Raw genomic sequence first — 15096 nt, forward strand, 5'->3', positions numbered from 1 at the left:
CCCGCCACATCTCCCCCTCGGCCACATCGGAGAAGTGCCGGCCGGCCGCCCGTTCCCTGAACCGGTCGAGCCACCAGCCCGCCAGCAGCCCTGCCGACGCCTCGACGAGGTCCGCGTCCGCGGAGGCCGCACCCACCGCGTCGAGATCGGCGTCATGACCGGTCAGCGTCGCGGGATCGCGGAGGGGCACCATCGCGCAGCGCCAGAAGTCGAGCACCGGTGCCCCGTCCTGGTCCACGGTGCTGATCCGCAGCGCTGCCAGCCCGGTCGGACGGCGGCCCGGTTTCGGCCGGTTCTGCCGCAGCGCCACCACTTGGGTGGACGTGCGCAGCGTGTCACCGATCATCGGCAATCGGCGGAAGACGAGTCCCCGGTAGAACAGGTTCGCCTTCACGTGATGGGTGACCAGGGTGGACTGGCCGATCGCCACGTCCCAGACCAGTGCCGGATGCGCCAGGGACGCTCTCCCTGTGACCTCCTCGCAGAGGTGCGCGTCCAGCGGCAGCCGCAGCCGATCGCCCACGACCGCCTGGTGGACCGCCGCGTGCCCGGGGGTGAGAGTGACTCCCGGAGCGCCGTCGAACACTTGCCCGGCCGCCAGCTCCTCGAAGTACGGACCTTCCACGATCGCCGTCACCGGTCCACTCCCTCTCGCCCGTTCCGCGGCGCGTCCGGCCCCGGTCGCGACCGCGACCGCGTCACCCGTCATCTTCCCTTCAGGTCGCGCGCGCACCATTCCGGGCGCTCTGAACCGGACGCGCCGAGTGGCGGAACCCTGCCGTCGCGTGAACACGCCCTGAGCCGGTAGCCCTCGCACCCACAATCAGGAACGAACCCGTCCTAATTGCCGTCTACTGTCGGAGACACGGAAGCCGCCAGGGCGCATCCACCGCCCCGGACCGGCGTACGGCCGGAAGGAAACGCCACCACCGGCCAGACGGCATCCGTACACCACGACCGCACCACCCGCCTGTGCTCGCAGGCCCTTCCCCCGAGACCCCCTTGGAGAACCTGAATGACCGAGCCTGCGCCCTCGACGCCGCGGTGCACGCCTGGGACATCGCCGTCGCCACCGGGCAGCCGTCGCCGCTCACCCCGAAGCTCGCCCGGGAACTGATGGCGGTCGCCGAGCGGATCGTCCCGCCGCTCCGGGCGTACGGCGCGTACGCGGCGGCGCTGGAGGCGCAGGACGGGGACGACGACGTCGCGGCACTGCTGCGCTACCTGGGCCGTGACCCGGGTTGGACCGCCCGCTGACCCTCCGCACGGCGTTCTGGCCATCTCGGTTAGGGACGGGATCCGACCAGCGCGTTCGCCAGATCGCGCAGGGCCGCCCCGACCCGCTCCGCCTCGTGCTCGTGCAGTACGGCGGTCGCGTGCTCGGCCCCCAGCGGCGCGAGAAGCGTGTGTGCGACCAGATCAGCGTCGCAGCCCGGTCGGGCCTCGGCGAGCAGGATCGCCAGGTGGAGGTGCCAGAACCGGTACGCGCCGATCCGGTACCGGGCGCCGGGACTGGCGGTCTCCGAGACGCGGAGCAGGTCGAGGTTCTCGAAGAGATACGCGGCGTAGGCGTCGACGAACGCCACGACACGTTCGGCGGCGGGCGCTCCCGGACCGAGCGGCGGCGGACCGGAAATGATCCTTCCCTGGAGCAGGCGTTCCTGGTCGTCGAGCAGCGCGGCCACCAGCCCGGACTTGTCACCGAATCTCCGGAAGAGGGTGCCCTTGCCGACCCCGGCCTCCGCGGCGATCGCGTCCATCGAGACGGCCTCGACCCCTTCCTCCCGGAACAGCTTGGCCGCCGCGGCCAGCACCTTCTGCCGGTTGCGCGCGGCGTCCGCCCGCTCCTTCGGCGGCTCCTCCCTGAGTAGGTGAAGCAGTTGCCTTGACGAACCGGACTGCGGTCCGGTAGTTTCCGACGCGTTCACAAAAATGGACTGTAGTCCACTTCTTCTGGAGGACGCAATGACCGCACTCATCTCCCGCGACGAGCTCAAGGCCGCCATCGACGCCGGCGACGTCATCGTCGTCGACGCCCTCGGGGGCGACTACTACGCCCAGCAGCACCTGCCGGGCGCGATCGCCCTCGTGGAGGCCGAGGTCGCCGAGCGGGCCGCCACCCTGCTGCCCGACAAGGACGCCGCGATCGTGACCTACTGCTCGAACGTCGCGTGCCCGAACAGCCAGGCGGTCGCGAACCGGCTCAGCGCCCTCGGCTACACGAACGTCCGCAAGTACCGGGAGGGCATCCAGGACTGGGTCGAGGCCGGCCTGCCCGTGGAGTCCCTCACCACGGCGTCCTGAAGATTCCCGCGACGCGCGTCCTCCGTGGGGCGATGACCCCTCGGGGGATGCGAAGACGGTAATTTTCACTCAACCATCCGTCCCTGGCGAAAAGTTACGATCTCGACGAGATTTGCGTAGCACTCTGGCGCGAGACGGCGGCGCGCTATGTGATTACCCCGGCCTGAACCCCCCACAGGCATTTCGAGAAGGGGTCACATAGGTGAGATCTTCACTCCGGAGCGCCGCCGTCGCGGGCGCGGCCGCGGCGATGCTGCTGTCGGTCACGCCGGCCGCGGTGGGCTCCGCCTCCGAACAGGCATCCGGCACCCGGGTGTCCTGTTCGGCGACGCTGTCCGCGCCCACGCGGGACGCGGCGTTCTCCGAGGCGGCCCGGGCCACGGGCGTGCCCAAGTCCCTGCTGAAGGCCGTGTCGTACATGTTGTCCCGCTGGGACGATCATCAGGGTCGGCCCAGCGACGACGGCGGCTACGGCGTGTTCGACCTGAGCGCCCAGGCACCCGAAGCCTGGGACGGAGCGGACAAGGGCCGCACGGCCGCGCCGAAGAGCCAGATCACCGCGGCGGCCGAGCTGACCGGCCTCCCGGTCACCGCGCTCCGCCAGGAGCCGAACGCCAACATCTGCGGCGGCGCGGCGCTGCTGGCGTCCTACCACGAGGGCGGCGACGACCTGACCGCCTGGCAGGGCGCGGTGGCGCGCTTCGGCTCCAAGAACGACTTCGTACGGCAGGTCTACCAGACCCTCCAGAAGGGCGAGAGCCGCGTCACCGACGACGGCCAGCGGGTGACGCTCGCCGCCGACAGCTCGGTCGTGCTTCCGCGCGCGCAGAAGATCGCCGCCCCGACCACCGACTGCCCGGCCGGACTCGACTGCGAGTGGCTCGAGGCGCCGTACGCCAAGGACTCCCCCACCGCGCCGGACGGCACCACCGACTACGGCAACCACGACCTCGCCGACCGCACGGGGCCGGGAGGACCGAAGCTCGACTACATCGTCATCCACGACACCGAGGGGTACTTCGGCCCCTCCGTGAGGCTCGCCCAGGACCCCACCTACCTCGCGTGGAACTACACGATCCGCTCGTCCGACGGCCACATCGCCCAGCACCTCGACGCCAAGGACGTCGGCTGGCACGCCGGCAACTGGTACATGAACATGCACGCGATCGGCATCGAGCACGAGGGCTTCGCCGGGACCGCCGGCTGGTACACCGAGTCGATGTACCAGAGTTCCGCCGCCCTGGTGAAGCACCTCGCCGGAAAGTACGACATCCCGCTCGACCGGGCGCACATCATCGGCCACGACCAGGTGCCGGGGACGATCCTCGGCAACACCAAGACCATGCACTGGGACCCGGGACCGTACTGGGACTGGGACCACTACTTCGAGCTGCTCGGCGCTCCCATCGGCGGCACGCGGAAGACCACGTCCGATGTCGCGGCGGGAGACGTCGTCGAGGTGCGGACCGGCTACCACGACAACCCGCAGCCCCTGACCGGCTGCGCGGCGGCGTCGCCGCCCTCACCGGACTGCGTCGCCGGCGCGGGCACCAACTTCGTCCCGCTCCACCAGTCGCCCTCCGCGAGCGCCCCGCTCGCCAAGGACCCGGGATGGAAGCCGACCGGCGTCGCGGGCACGACCTACGTGAGCGACATCAGCGCGCGTGCCGTCTCGGGCCAGAAGCTCGTCGTCGCCGAGGTGCAGGGCGACTGGCTGGGCGTGTGGTGGGCGGGCTCGCTCGCCTGGCTGCACAACCCCGCCGCCAAGCCCGTCGTCGTGCGGACGTCCGCCAAGACGGTCACCGTGAGGTCCACGACCACACCGGCCGCGGTCTATGGCCGGGCCTATCCCGAGGCATCCGCCTACGCCGGCACCACCGTCCCCGTGCAGGCGCTCTCGCCGCTCGAGTACAAGGTCCCGGTCGGACAGACGTACGCGGTCAGCGACGAGGACGTGGTCACGGACTACTACCACGCGAAGACGTTCGACGGGTCGGGCCCGGGCGACCGGACCGACCTCAAGGGCCAGGACAGGTACTACCAGCTGTGGTACGCCCACCGGCAGGTGTTCGTCCGTGCGGCCGAGGTGGACCTGCACGACAGCCAGAGGTCCGCGGTGGCCAACACGGCGCTGCCCGCCATCGGCGGCACCGCCGAGGTGGGAGCGGATCTCACCGCCTCCACCGGTTCGTGGTCACGGCAGGTGGAGGGCTTCACCTACCAGTGGCACCTGGACGGCACCGCGGTCCCCGGCGCGACCGCCGCGACGTTCCGGCCGGGCGTCGCCGACCTCGGCAAGGCCGTGACCGTGACGGTGACCGTCGACGACCCGTACTTCACCGCCACGTCGGCGCGCTCCGAGGCCACCGCGCCCGTCGGGCCCGGCACGTTCGCGTCCGTCGAGAAGCCGGAGGTGACCGGCGTTGCGAAGATCGGGTGGTCGCTGAAGGCGTCGCCAGGCACGTGGGCACCGGCGGCGGAGAAGGTCTCCTACCAGTGGCTGCGCGACGGCCTCCCGATCGCGGATGCCACCGCGGAGACCTACCACATCAAGGGTCACGACCGCGGCGCGCACCTGTCCGTACGGGTGACGGTGTCGGCGACCGGCTACAAGGAGGGTGACGCGACGTCGGAGGCCACCGCGGCGGTGACCTCCGCTCCCCCGTCCGGGGAGGACGACGCGAGCTGATTCGGAGGCGGACGACCGTCCACGGCGTGAGACACGCCTGATCACGCCACAGGGGACTCGCCCGGACCCGTTCCGGGCGAGTCCTTCGCCGGTCTCGCCGCCGTGGTCACCGCCGCTCTCAGGGCCGGCCGTCACTCCGAACCGGTGTCGGTGTCCCTCAGGCGTCGGGAGTGAGACCGACGTCGAACTCCACGCCGACCTCGTCGCTGAGCCTGAGTGTGCCGAAGAGCGCCGAGTAGGGGCGGATCCCCCACCGGCTCTGCACGATGGTCGTCGACCCGCGCACCCGCCCCTCGACCACCCGGCCCTCCACGGTGACGGTCCGGGTGGCCCCGGCGAGGGTGAGGTCGCCCTCGACGTGGAACGACTCGGCGGTGCCGTCGACCCGTGACGACCGGAACGTGATCGTCGGGTGTTCCCTCGTGTTCAGCACCTTGTCCCGGAGGTTGCGTACGATATCCCTGCGGTCGGAGTCGCTGAGCGGCTTGATGCCACCGGTCCCCTCCTTGACCTCGATCGACTCGACGTCGACCTCCACCGCGACCGAGGAACCGGCCGGATCGGCCACCGTGGCCTCGCCGTGCCAGCGCGTAGGCTCAAGGGTGAGATCGTGACCGGCCTTCGCGCCGAGTCCGGCGCGGGTGGTCCGAATGAGGAGCCGCCCGGATTCGGGACCCATCGTGTACGTGCCAGGCTGGATGCCCATGTCTCCAGGCTAGTTCACAGCTGATGATGGAACCTCTTTCTGACCTGCGGTCCGGCGTCCTGGCGGAAGGCCGGTCATGTAGTCAAGATGCCTGGACCCTTTGCCAGGCGGCGGCGCGCTCGTCGACCGGCCGCCGGCGCAGCGTGGCACGCTCGAGCGCCGGCGGGGCGTAGGCCATGTCGAGCCGGCCGACGTCGGTGCCGGGAGCGACGATCGTGTCGATCTCGTCGAGGATCTTGTCGTCGAGGGTGCTGTCAGCGCCGACGAGCAGGTCGTCGAGCTGTTCCATGGTGCGCGGTCCGATGATGGCCGAGGTCACGCCGGGGTGGGCGATCGCGAACGCCATCGCGAGGTGAGTCAGCTTCATTCCGGCTCGTTCCGCGAGCGGGATGAGTCGCTCGACCACGTCGAGACGGCGTTCGTCGCTGTAGTGCTTGAACCCGTACGTGGCGCGGTGGGTGTCGGTCCGCTGGCCCTTGCGGAAGCGTCCGGTGAGCATGCCTTGGGCCAGCGGGCTCCAGACGAGCGTTCCCATGCCGTAGCGTTCGGCGACGGGAAGGATCTCGCGCTCGATGCCGCGGTTGAGGATGGAGTAGGTCGGCTGCTCGGTGCGGAACCGCTCAAGGCCGCGGCGCTCGGCGGCCCACTGCGCTTCGACGATGTCGGAGGCTGGGAAGCACGAGGATCCGATCGCACGGACCTTGCCGCTGCGCACGAGGTCGGTCAGCGCGGACAATGTCTCTTCGATGTCGACCGTCGGGTCGGGGCGGTGGACCTGGTAGAGGTCGATGTGGTCGGTCCGCAGGCGGCGCAGCGAGTTCTCGACCTCGGTGATGATCCAGCGCCGCGAGGTGCCGCGCCGGTTGGGGTCGTCACCCATCGGTCCCCACACTTTCGTGGCGAGTACGACGTCGTCACGGCGGCCCTTGAGCGACTTGCCGACGATCTCCTCGGACTCGCCGTGCGAGTACATGTCGGCCGTGTCGATGAAGTTGATGCCGGCATCCAGGGCCTTGTGGATGATGCGGATCGAGTCGTCGTGGTCCGGGTTGCCGATGGCTCCGAACATCATCGCGCCCAGGCAGTAGGGGCTGACCTGAATGCCCGTGCGGCCCAGCGTGCGGTAGTGCATGGCTCTCCTCTGACGGCATAGCATGACTAAGCGGAACTGCTTATCACTTCGCACTATATGGAACGGCTTCTCACTTACACAACCGGAGGTCTTCAGTGAGCGCGGCCACACCTGACCGGGCACGTCGCGTGCGCGCCGACGCGCAGCGCAACATCGACGCGCTGCTCGACGCGGCCCGGGAGGTCTTCGCCACCTCGGGCGCGGACGCTCCGGTACGCGAGATCGCCGCCAAGGCCGGGGTCGGACTCGCCACCTTCTACCGCCACTTCCCGGAACGCTCCGACCTGATCGGCGCCGTCTTCCGGCACGAAGTCGACGCCTGCGCCGACACCGCGGTTACCCTGGCCGCCGAGCACGAGCCGATGGAGGCCCTCACCCGCTGGCTGCGGCGGTACACCGAATTCCTCGGGACCAAACGCGGGCTCGCCGCGGCCCTGCACTCCGGCAACCCCGCCTACGAACCGCTGCCCGCCTACTTCCGGCAGCGCTTCGAGCCCGCCCTCGGATCGCTGCTCGCCGCCGCGTCCGCCGCCGGTGAGATCCGCGGCGACGTCGAGCCCATGGAACTCCTCCACGCGGTGTCCAACCTGTGCTTGCCGGCCGAGGTGGATCCCGCCCGTGCCGGGCGCATGGTCGCCCTGCTCATCGACGGACTGCGCTACGGAGCCAAGCCATGGCGTCAGCCGCCGCCGGTCTCCTCCGCGCGGGAGGACACGTAGGCTCCCTGGTCGGCGAGGATGTAGACGAGACCCTCGTCGCTGAGTTCCTGGATCGCCCGGCGTACGTCCTCGGGCAGCACGCCGTATCGCTGCCGGATGTCCGCCTCCGAGGGAAGCGCGCAATCGGGCTCGATGTGGCCGCTCAGGATCTGGTCGCGGAGGATGTCCGCGAGTTGCCGGTGCACCGGCACGGGGCCGTCGTGCTCGATCGTCGTGGCCACGCCCCATAGATGTCCGCCTCGGACGCGTTCCCACGTCCGAGGCGGCAAATATCCGGCAATATTCCGATCAACGAGCGTCGGCGGAACCGTTGCCCTTCCCGTTGCCGCTCTTGCCGTTCTTGATCTTGATGATGACCCTCTGCGTGGCGGCCGGATCGACCCCGTTCGCGGCGGTCACGGTGAACGCGACCCGTCCCGGCTTCGTCGACGTACCCGAGAGCACCCCGGACACGCTGTCAAGCGTGAGCCCCTTGGGCAGCGTGCCCGCGGTCACCTCGAATCTCGCCTTCGGGAACGCAGAGGCGGTGAAGGTGTGGGCGTAAACCTCACCGACCTCACCACCGGCCGGCACACGCGAGGTGATGACCGGCGCGCGGTGGAGTTCGCTCTCATCGTTCACCGATGCGAAGGGCGTGTCGTTGTCACCGGTCCACCGGTAGAGCGTGATGTCGGCGGTCTGCTGCCCGTTCCGGGTGCCGTTGCGCGCGAGGTAGAACAGTCCGTCACCGAGCGATTCCATCCCCACGTCCGCTTTCTGGACCCAGCCGCGGACGCCGGTGGCCTCGTGGACGCGCCCGTCCGCCGCCGGCGTGATCAGGAGGCCCCGGTCTCCCCCGGTGCCGGCGAGTTCGCCGAGCACGGGCCGGGTCGCCGCGTCCACCGCGAAGAGCGTGTAGTTCGGGAAGGCCGGCTTGGCTCCCGCGTACACACCCATGAACCAGCGCCGCAGGAAGCCGTCGTACTCCAGGTTCTGCACACCGTAGGTGGTGTTGCCGGTACGGACGAAGTACTTGCCCGACACGCTCTCCGGGCCGCTGTGATGAGGAGCCGCCTCGACCAGCGGCTTCTCGTAGCGGGCCCAATCACGGATGTCGTACTGCAACAGCACCTGGTGGTCGTTGTCCGTACGGGTGAGGTTGGAGTAGATGCCGTAGGCCACCGTCAGGTACTGCTCGCCTTCGGTCTCGCCGAACTTCGGGCCGAAGCTGACGCCGTCGATGCCGCTGCTGCCGTAGCGGTGGTCCGGGGTGTTCGCCGTGTCCCCGTCGAAGACGCCGTTGCCGTCCATGTCGGCCGTGAAGTCGGCGACCACCTCGTCGAGGTACACGGTCCGCATGATGTCCGAGTTCTGCGCCCGCATCCCGATCTCGTCGATGGCGTCGACGTCGATGATGGCGATGTAGAAGGCCTTCTGCGCCTTGTACTCGAGCGAGCCGTAGACGCGGCCGTCGGCCGTGTTGAAGTCGAGGTCGCCGAGATGCCCCGTGAACCCGCCCATGGTTCCGATCACGTTGCCCTCAAGATCGGTCTTCACGAGCAGGGTGGTGAACGAGTAGTAGATGTAGCCGTTCGCCTCGTCGACCGCGATGCCCTGCACGTGGCCGGCGCTCCACGCGCCACCGCTGAGCGTCTTGGTGAAGCCCTTGATCTTGGGGACACCCGGTGACGCCTTGGCGCTCGCGGGCTCGCCCTTCCTGCCCTCGCTGTTGACGGCGCGCACCCACAGCGCGTACGCGCCGGGAGCCAGGCCGGTGAACGTGTGGGATGTCCCGGTCGCCGGAGACCACGTCAGGCCGTCGGCGCCGGCGTCTGCGGCGCCGATCGCGACCTCGTATCCGGTCACAGTCGCGGCCCCCCCGCCAGGGGTCGTGCCCGCGTCGGCGGGTTCGGACCAGGCGAGCGTGGCCTGGCCGTCTTTCTGCGAGACGCGCAGGCCCGTCGGCGCGCCCGGCGCCGTCGCCTCTGCGGCGAGCCGGGTGACCTTCACGTCGTCGAAGGCGACGGTCGCGTTGTTGACGACGAGGCCGAGCGTTCCGTTCGTACGGAGCAGGTCGTTCGTCGACAGGTACGCGACGCCGTCGATCGAGAGAGTGGCACGGGTGCCGCGTACGTCGAGCGACAGCGCGTGCGTCTCGTTCGTGTTGAGCGCGACGTTCGCGGCGGCGGTGACAGGCGACGTGTAGGACCCGCCGGCCGTCTTGTTCACCGCGTATTCGAGGCCGTTGCTCAGCTTCGTGTTGCTGCGGACCACGAACACCGAACCGTAGTCCTCGGCACCGTGGAAGTCCGCGGCCAGGTTGAGCCAGCGGGAGTCGTTCGCCACCTGTAGGAAGTTCGCCGTGGCCTCGAGCCGGTAGTTCTCGTAGCTCGTGCCGAACGTGACGCGAGCACGCTGGCCGTTCACAGACGTGCCTTCGAGGCGGCCGTCCTTGACCTGCCAGGAGCCGAGGTGGCTGGTCCACCCGACGGGGAGTTCCCCTGACGAGAAGTCTTCGGTGAGAACCACCGTGTCGGCCTGGTCGCCGTCGGCCGCCAGGACGGGGGCGACACCGAGCCCCAGTGTCGAGGCGATGACGATCGACGTCACCACGCCTCTCCCGAGACGGCGCGTCGTCGTGTTACCGCGCACGCGTTACTCCTTCGGAACCTCGCCCGGGCCGTGGCCGGGGCGCTCGGCCACCGTGGCCGCGAAGCGGTCGACCATCCGTGAAGGGTTGATCAACCGCCAGCGACACAGTGCCGGGGTCGGCTGAACGCGGGCCGTCGCGGCGGCGACAGGCTGCCAACAAAGCCGACAAAAAAGGATGTAATGCGTGATCCGTCGGTCACGACGAGCCGACGACTCCGGTCAGGAGGGGCGGGCTACACCGACCCGATGGCCGTGATCCGGTCACGTACGGCGCGAGCCCGGGGATCCTCCAGCCGGACCAGAGCCGAAAGCGCCTCCCGCCGGTACGGAGTGATGTCATCCCCGGACCCGGACAGATCGATCGCCACCATCATGTTCTCCAGCGCGATCGCCAACTGCCATCGGTCTCCCAGCTCGCGGTGCACGGCCGCCGCCCGGCGATGGAACTCGAGCGCCTCGGCGGGGCGTCCGAGGGCGCGGTATGCCTCACCGGTGCCGTCCAGCGCCCGCGCTTCGCGGCTGCGGTCGCCCATGCGCCGCTGGATGCTCGCGGAGCGCTGGAAAGAGACCAGGGAATCGGCAGGGCGACCCTCGGCCAGTTGCGCCTTCCCGAGTTCCAGCAGCCAGAATCCCTCCCATGCGAGGTTGCAGCGTTCGCGCGCGATGGCCAGGGCCTCTTCGACATGGTCCAGTGCCAGATCGACCTGTCCGGACTCTCGCCGAACCGTCGCCAGGATCCGTAACGCGTTTCCCTGGCCGTCCGGGTTGTCCAGTCGGCGGAACCCGTCGAGCGCGTGCACCGCGAAATCAGCGGCCTCGTCAAGGCGACCCAGATCGCACCCGGCCTCGGCCAGGTTCGCCAGCACGGTCGACCGCCAGTAGGGCTCGTCGAGCGTCCGCAGCACATCAAGACTCTGCTCGAACTCGGAATATGCCTGTGCCAGTTCGCGGCGGCGGATGTGCACCAGGCCGAGGGCGTTCAGCGATATGGCCTCACCGAGCCGGTCCCCGATGTCCCGCCGCAATGCGAGGGCCATGGCGTGGTGTTCGGCGGCCTCGGCGAGCTGGTGGGACTGGACATATGCCTTGCCCAAGCTGTCCAGGACCTCCGCTTCGCCGTACCTGTCGCCGGTACGGCGGGCGGCCTCAAGTCCCATGGATCCCATTGCGAACCACGACTCGAAGGGGTTGTGGCGCATGCAGTAGCTGCGCGCGATCGCGGCGATCCGCCAAGCGAGGTCGTCCAGCCCTGTCTGTGCGGCGGCACGCACGGCGACGACCAGATTGGCCAACTCGGCCTGGAACCACCGAAGCGCCTCCGAATAATCGAAGACGTTCACCACCGCGACAGGTGGGGTGGCGTCGCCCAACTCGATCGGCCGATCAAGGGGAGCCAGCTTCTCCTGAGCGTGCGCCGCGCTACGCAGATACCACGTGATCACCTGCCGCACGACGGCGTGGCGGCTCTCCTCGCTCTCCTCGGCGGCCGCCTGGTCGAGGGCATACGCGCGCATCAGGTCGTGGAACTGATAGCGGTCGGGCGCGATCTGCTCGACAAGGTGTGCCCCGACCAGCATGTCGAGCATCTGCCGTGCCTGGCCGGCCGTGATCCCGACCATCGCCGCCACGGCTGGAATCCCGAATTCGGGGCCGGGGTGCAACCCCAGCAATCGGAACAGCCTGGCTACGGGCTCGGGCAGCGCCCGGTAGGACCAGGCGAAGACCGTCCGTACGGCGTCCGCCTCGTCACCGCTCTCCGCGGTGAGCGCGTCCCAGAGAGCGGACTCATCACGCAGGTCCTGGATGAGGTCGCCCAGAGGCATCCACGGTCGGCTGGCGGCGCGCTCCGCGGCGATCCGCAACGCCAGGGGAAGCCGGGCGCACAGTCTGGCCAGCTCGGCCAGCTGCGCCGCGTCGTCCTCCCCGCGATAGTCGGCGATGACCTGGCGGATCAGGTCCAGCGCTTCCGGCTCCGGGAGCATGTCCACGGTGACGCGGTGCGCCCCGTCACGCACCACGAGTCCGGAGAGCCGACTCCTGCTGGTCACGATCACCAGGCAGGTGTCCGTACCCGGCAGCAGGGGCCGCACCTGGGCGGCGCTCATCGCGTTGTCCAGCACGATCAGTATCCGCCGGCCCGCCAGCAGGGACCGGTACAGGGCGGCCCTTGCCTCAAGGTCCGGCGGGATCGCTCCGGCCGGTAGGTCCAGTGCACGCAGGAATCTGTCGAGCACCTCGTTCGGCGTGATGGGAGGGCCCGGATCGTATCCCCGCAGGTTCACATAGAGCTGGCCATCGGGGAACCTCTCGCGGATCTGATGCGCCCAATGCAGCGCGAGAGCCGTCTTTCCCACCCCTGCGGTGCCCGCGATCACGCAGGCACCGACGGACCGAAGGAGGTCCCCATCGGGGATCAGAACTTTCCTGAGCCGCTCCAGTTCACCGACGCGATTGACGAAACCGCGTACGCCGCTCGGCAACTGGCGGGGAACGTGCCGGTCCGCCTGCGCCATCCCGTGAAAGTGGACTCCTCCGTGTACGTCGCGCGCCTGCACCACGTCTCCCGCAGTGCCGGACAATTCCGAGTGCGTGTCGCCGTCATGCCGGTCCCCGCTGCCGTTCGGCGTTCTGGACCACCCCATTGTTTCCCGTTCCCTCAGCTAGTACCGGATGAGGACGATCGCGGATCCGTGGCTGCGGCAGAACGCCTATCCTCCGCAAGGAGAGGGGTCAAGCGTCTCGCGGTTGCGATCAAAATAATCGCTCAGATCTGCGCCGCTCTCATAGAGCGCGACGATGATGCTCCGGCACTCCGCCACCAGGGACGGATCGGTGTATCGCACTCCTCCGGCAAGGATGCCGTCATCGTTGTAAAGCACTTCGTACATGACGTCTTCACCGAGAGTGACCACTTCGGGAATCGGGCTTTCCGTTTCCATCGGCCGGATGGCATCGGGGCCGACCACGCGGACACTCCCGCCGTACTCGTGCCGTAATCGGAGTAGACGGAGCTCCCACCGCAAGTAGGGAGTGGGTGGTTCTTCGACGACTCGGACGCGCCGGGTCCGGAATCCACTTCGAGTGATTCGCTGATAGTAGTCACGGAGGGCGTCCCGCCTCTCCTCGATCAGCCGAAGCGCCGTCCCCCAGTCGCCCTCGGAAAACGCCTCCCAGCTGTCGTCTCCCGGCTCCTGGAACGTTTGGCGTCGCTCCAGTTTCCAGAAATCACACTCCCGGATGGCCCAGAAGTTGCGGTCGAAATCGCCCAGATATCCCTCTCGGGTGAGCCTTTCCCCAAGAGACGCATCCAAGAGACTACGCATCAGGTATGTCCGCCTTCGCCGTGACGATCATGATGCGCGGGATTATAACCAGTCTTTCGTCCGCTGCGATGGCCACACTCGCCGGGAGCCGCGATTCGTAGGCGGACGTGAGATCGCGTCCGATCACCGCGATGTCGCCATTGTCCAGCTCCCATATGTCGGGACAACCGCTGTCCCCACCCGTGGAGCCAAGCTCAGCGGCCGATTTGCCCAGCCGCCGGACCAACTCCGCCGAGGGGTCGGCCTCCCATGCGCGAGTCATGGATTTCTCCTCTCCCGGGAAGGCAAGCGAGAAACGGATTGTACCCGCGACACAAAAAGGAGAAAAGAGGAAGTTACCATATAGGCGGGCCCTTATTAGGCTTATCGGGCACTCCCCGTCAGGTATTCCTATCGATCAGGAGGGACCGCCGGCGCCGTCTCGATAATCCAGATAGGCCCGTCGGCACACTCCATCTCCAGGCCGTCCGCCGGCTCGACCGCGGTACGCAGCAGCGTCACCCACTCACCGTTCACCTGCGCGAAAGGCCCGCGAAGTCCAAAAAGCTGAAATCGGAACGTACGGACCTGATTATGGATTTCACGAGCCCCACGTTTCCAGTCGACGAACATGAAGTCCGGCTCCATCCACCCGGCGTAGGTGGCGTCAACGCCCTCCTGAGGTTCGCCCCTCGCACCGGCGGCCGCACGACCGAGCGCGGGACCGAGCAACTCACCGATGAGGAGATCGATATCCCCCCACAGCCGGGCGGTGACCAGATCCTCTTCCAGCCGGACACCGCCTTTGCGCGCGAGGATCCTTCCCGTGTCGAAGTCGTCATCCACCCAGTGGATCGTCACACCGGTCTCGGTTTCGCCATTGCGGACCGCCCAGTGAACAGGCAGTGGTCCTCGATATTTCGGTAGCAGTGACGTGTGCACGTTGATGGCGCCGAGCCTTGCCGTGCGCAGCACTTCGGGCGGCAACTTCCACGGGAACCCATAGACCACGATGAGGTCGGTCCGGTATCCGGACAGAGCCTGGGCCAGACCGCCGACACTTCCGGGTAGCAGGAGATCCATCCCGGGAGGCAGGGATTCACTGATGGCCGCGATGGTCTCCGCGGAGCCCTTGCCGGTGGGCTTACGCTGGCGGAGAGACCGTGCGTGCACGAAGGCCACCGGTGTGTGACCGGCCCTGACACACGCGTCGTGCAAGAGCATGAACCCGCTCGCACTAAATGAGATCAGAACTACACGCATGGAGTCGGCCACGTTCGCTCCCCACTTCGACTCGTTGACGCATCCTCCCGCATAACGAACCGGGTGCCTCGGGTCTTTCGACCTTGATTCGACAATCGACGAGAGCGACGCGGGGAGACGGCCCGGTCACTGTGAGTCGTTTCCGCGGCTTTTATCCGGCGCGATTTCGGACATGCCAAGTGATACCGGCCCGTGGAAATCCCGCCCCTGGAGAACGGATCCGTGCTGGATTCCCCCGCTGATGACGTTCCGCATGCTCGGTGGCGCTCCGTCGGAGCTCGAAGAAGCGCGGCGAGCCGCGATCGTGCCCTGGAGTGTCAGCCCGATGCCCGCTATCGCCAACAATGCTC

At 68.4% G+C, this 15096-nt stretch carries 14 protein-coding genes; 4 read left to right on the plus strand and 10 right to left on the minus strand.

The features are described from left to right. On the minus strand, positions 1–637 hold a 637-nt coding region (locus IMZ11_RS37410), incomplete at its 3' end, for a MaoC family dehydratase (RefSeq protein ID WP_228647402.1). A gap of 365 nt (positions 638–1002) precedes the next feature. Between IMZ11_RS37410 and IMZ11_RS37415 the strand changes: the two genes are divergently transcribed. Continuing rightward, positions 1003–1257 carry a hypothetical protein gene (locus tag IMZ11_RS37415; RefSeq protein WP_228647405.1) on the plus strand — a complete coding sequence of 85 codons (255 nt, stop codon included), beginning with the start codon at positions 1003–1005 and terminating at the stop codon, positions 1255–1257. Positions 1258–1286: 29 nt separating this feature from the next. Here the strand turns inward: IMZ11_RS37415 and IMZ11_RS37420 are convergent, their stop codons facing one another. Continuing rightward, positions 1287–1928, minus strand: a complete 642-nt coding sequence (locus IMZ11_RS37420) for a TetR/AcrR family transcriptional regulator (protein WP_228647407.1) — start codon at positions 1926–1928, stop codon at positions 1287–1289. 37 nt (positions 1929–1965) lie between these two features. On the opposite strand from IMZ11_RS37420, the gene IMZ11_RS37425 reads away from it, so the two are divergent. Then, positions 1966–2304 carry a rhodanese-like domain-containing protein gene (locus IMZ11_RS37425; RefSeq protein WP_228647409.1) on the plus strand — a complete coding sequence of 113 codons (339 nt, stop codon included), beginning with the start codon at positions 1966–1968 and terminating at the stop codon, positions 2302–2304. A 202-nt stretch (positions 2305–2506) separates the two neighbouring features. Further along, on the plus strand, positions 2507–4993 hold the full coding sequence (locus IMZ11_RS37430) for an N-acetylmuramoyl-L-alanine amidase (RefSeq protein WP_228647411.1): 2487 nt from the start codon (positions 2507–2509) through the stop codon (positions 4991–4993). Positions 4994–5150: 157 nt separating this feature from the next. Here IMZ11_RS37430 and IMZ11_RS37435 read toward each other — a convergent pair whose 3' ends face one another. Together IMZ11_RS37435 and IMZ11_RS37440 are read right to left on the minus strand one after the other, a co-directional pair. Then, positions 5151–5699, minus strand: coding sequence for a YceI family protein (locus IMZ11_RS37435; RefSeq protein ID WP_228647413.1), 549 nt, complete (start codon positions 5697–5699; stop codon positions 5151–5153). Positions 5700–5781: 82 nt separating this feature from the next. After that, positions 5782–6831, minus strand: a complete 1050-nt coding sequence (locus IMZ11_RS37440) for an aldo/keto reductase (protein WP_228647415.1) — start codon at positions 6829–6831, stop codon at positions 5782–5784. Between the two features lie 95 nt (positions 6832–6926). Here IMZ11_RS37440 and IMZ11_RS37445 point away from each other — a divergent pair, with 95 nt between their 5' ends. Further along, the gene (locus IMZ11_RS37445) at positions 6927–7550 is read left to right on the plus strand and encodes a TetR/AcrR family transcriptional regulator (protein WP_228647417.1); all 624 of its coding nucleotides are present in this window, start codon (positions 6927–6929) and stop codon (positions 7548–7550) included. Here IMZ11_RS37445 and IMZ11_RS37450 read toward each other — a convergent pair. From IMZ11_RS37450 to IMZ11_RS37475, 6 genes are all read right to left on the minus strand, one after another. Then, positions 7511–7771: a GntR family transcriptional regulator gene (locus IMZ11_RS37450; RefSeq protein WP_228647419.1), complete on the minus strand. Its 261-nt coding sequence runs from the start codon at positions 7769–7771 to the stop codon at positions 7511–7513. The genes IMZ11_RS37445 and IMZ11_RS37450 overlap by 40 nt on opposite strands. A 67-nt stretch (positions 7772–7838) precedes the next feature. After that, on the minus strand, positions 7839–10181 hold the full coding sequence (locus IMZ11_RS37455) for a putative Ig domain-containing protein (protein ID WP_228647422.1): 2343 nt from the start codon (positions 10179–10181) through the stop codon (positions 7839–7841). Positions 10182–10414: 233 nt separating this feature from the next. Then, the gene (locus IMZ11_RS37460) at positions 10415–12694 is read right to left on the minus strand and encodes a tetratricopeptide repeat protein (protein WP_228647424.1); all 2280 of its coding nucleotides are present in this window, start codon (positions 12692–12694) and stop codon (positions 10415–10417) included. Positions 12695–12889: 195 nt separating this feature from the next. After that, positions 12890–13504, minus strand: a complete 615-nt coding sequence (locus tag IMZ11_RS37465) for a DUF6879 family protein (protein WP_228647426.1) — start codon at positions 13502–13504, stop codon at positions 12890–12892. Further along, positions 13497–13766: a hypothetical protein gene (locus IMZ11_RS37470; protein WP_228647428.1), complete on the minus strand. Its 270-nt coding sequence runs from the start codon at positions 13764–13766 to the stop codon at positions 13497–13499. The genes IMZ11_RS37465 and IMZ11_RS37470 overlap by 8 nt, the downstream gene beginning before the upstream one ends. A gap of 128 nt (positions 13767–13894) precedes the next feature. Further along, complete coding sequence (locus IMZ11_RS37475; RefSeq protein WP_228647430.1) at positions 13895–14758, minus strand: methionyl-tRNA formyltransferase; 864 nt, start codon at positions 14756–14758, stop codon at positions 13895–13897. Positions 14759–15096: the final 338 nt, after the last annotated feature.

Origin of the sequence: Microtetraspora sp. AC03309 (assembly GCF_020826795.1) — a bacterium.
GTDB classification, from domain to species: domain Bacteria; phylum Actinomycetota; class Actinomycetes; order Streptosporangiales; family Streptosporangiaceae; genus Microtetraspora; species Microtetraspora glauca.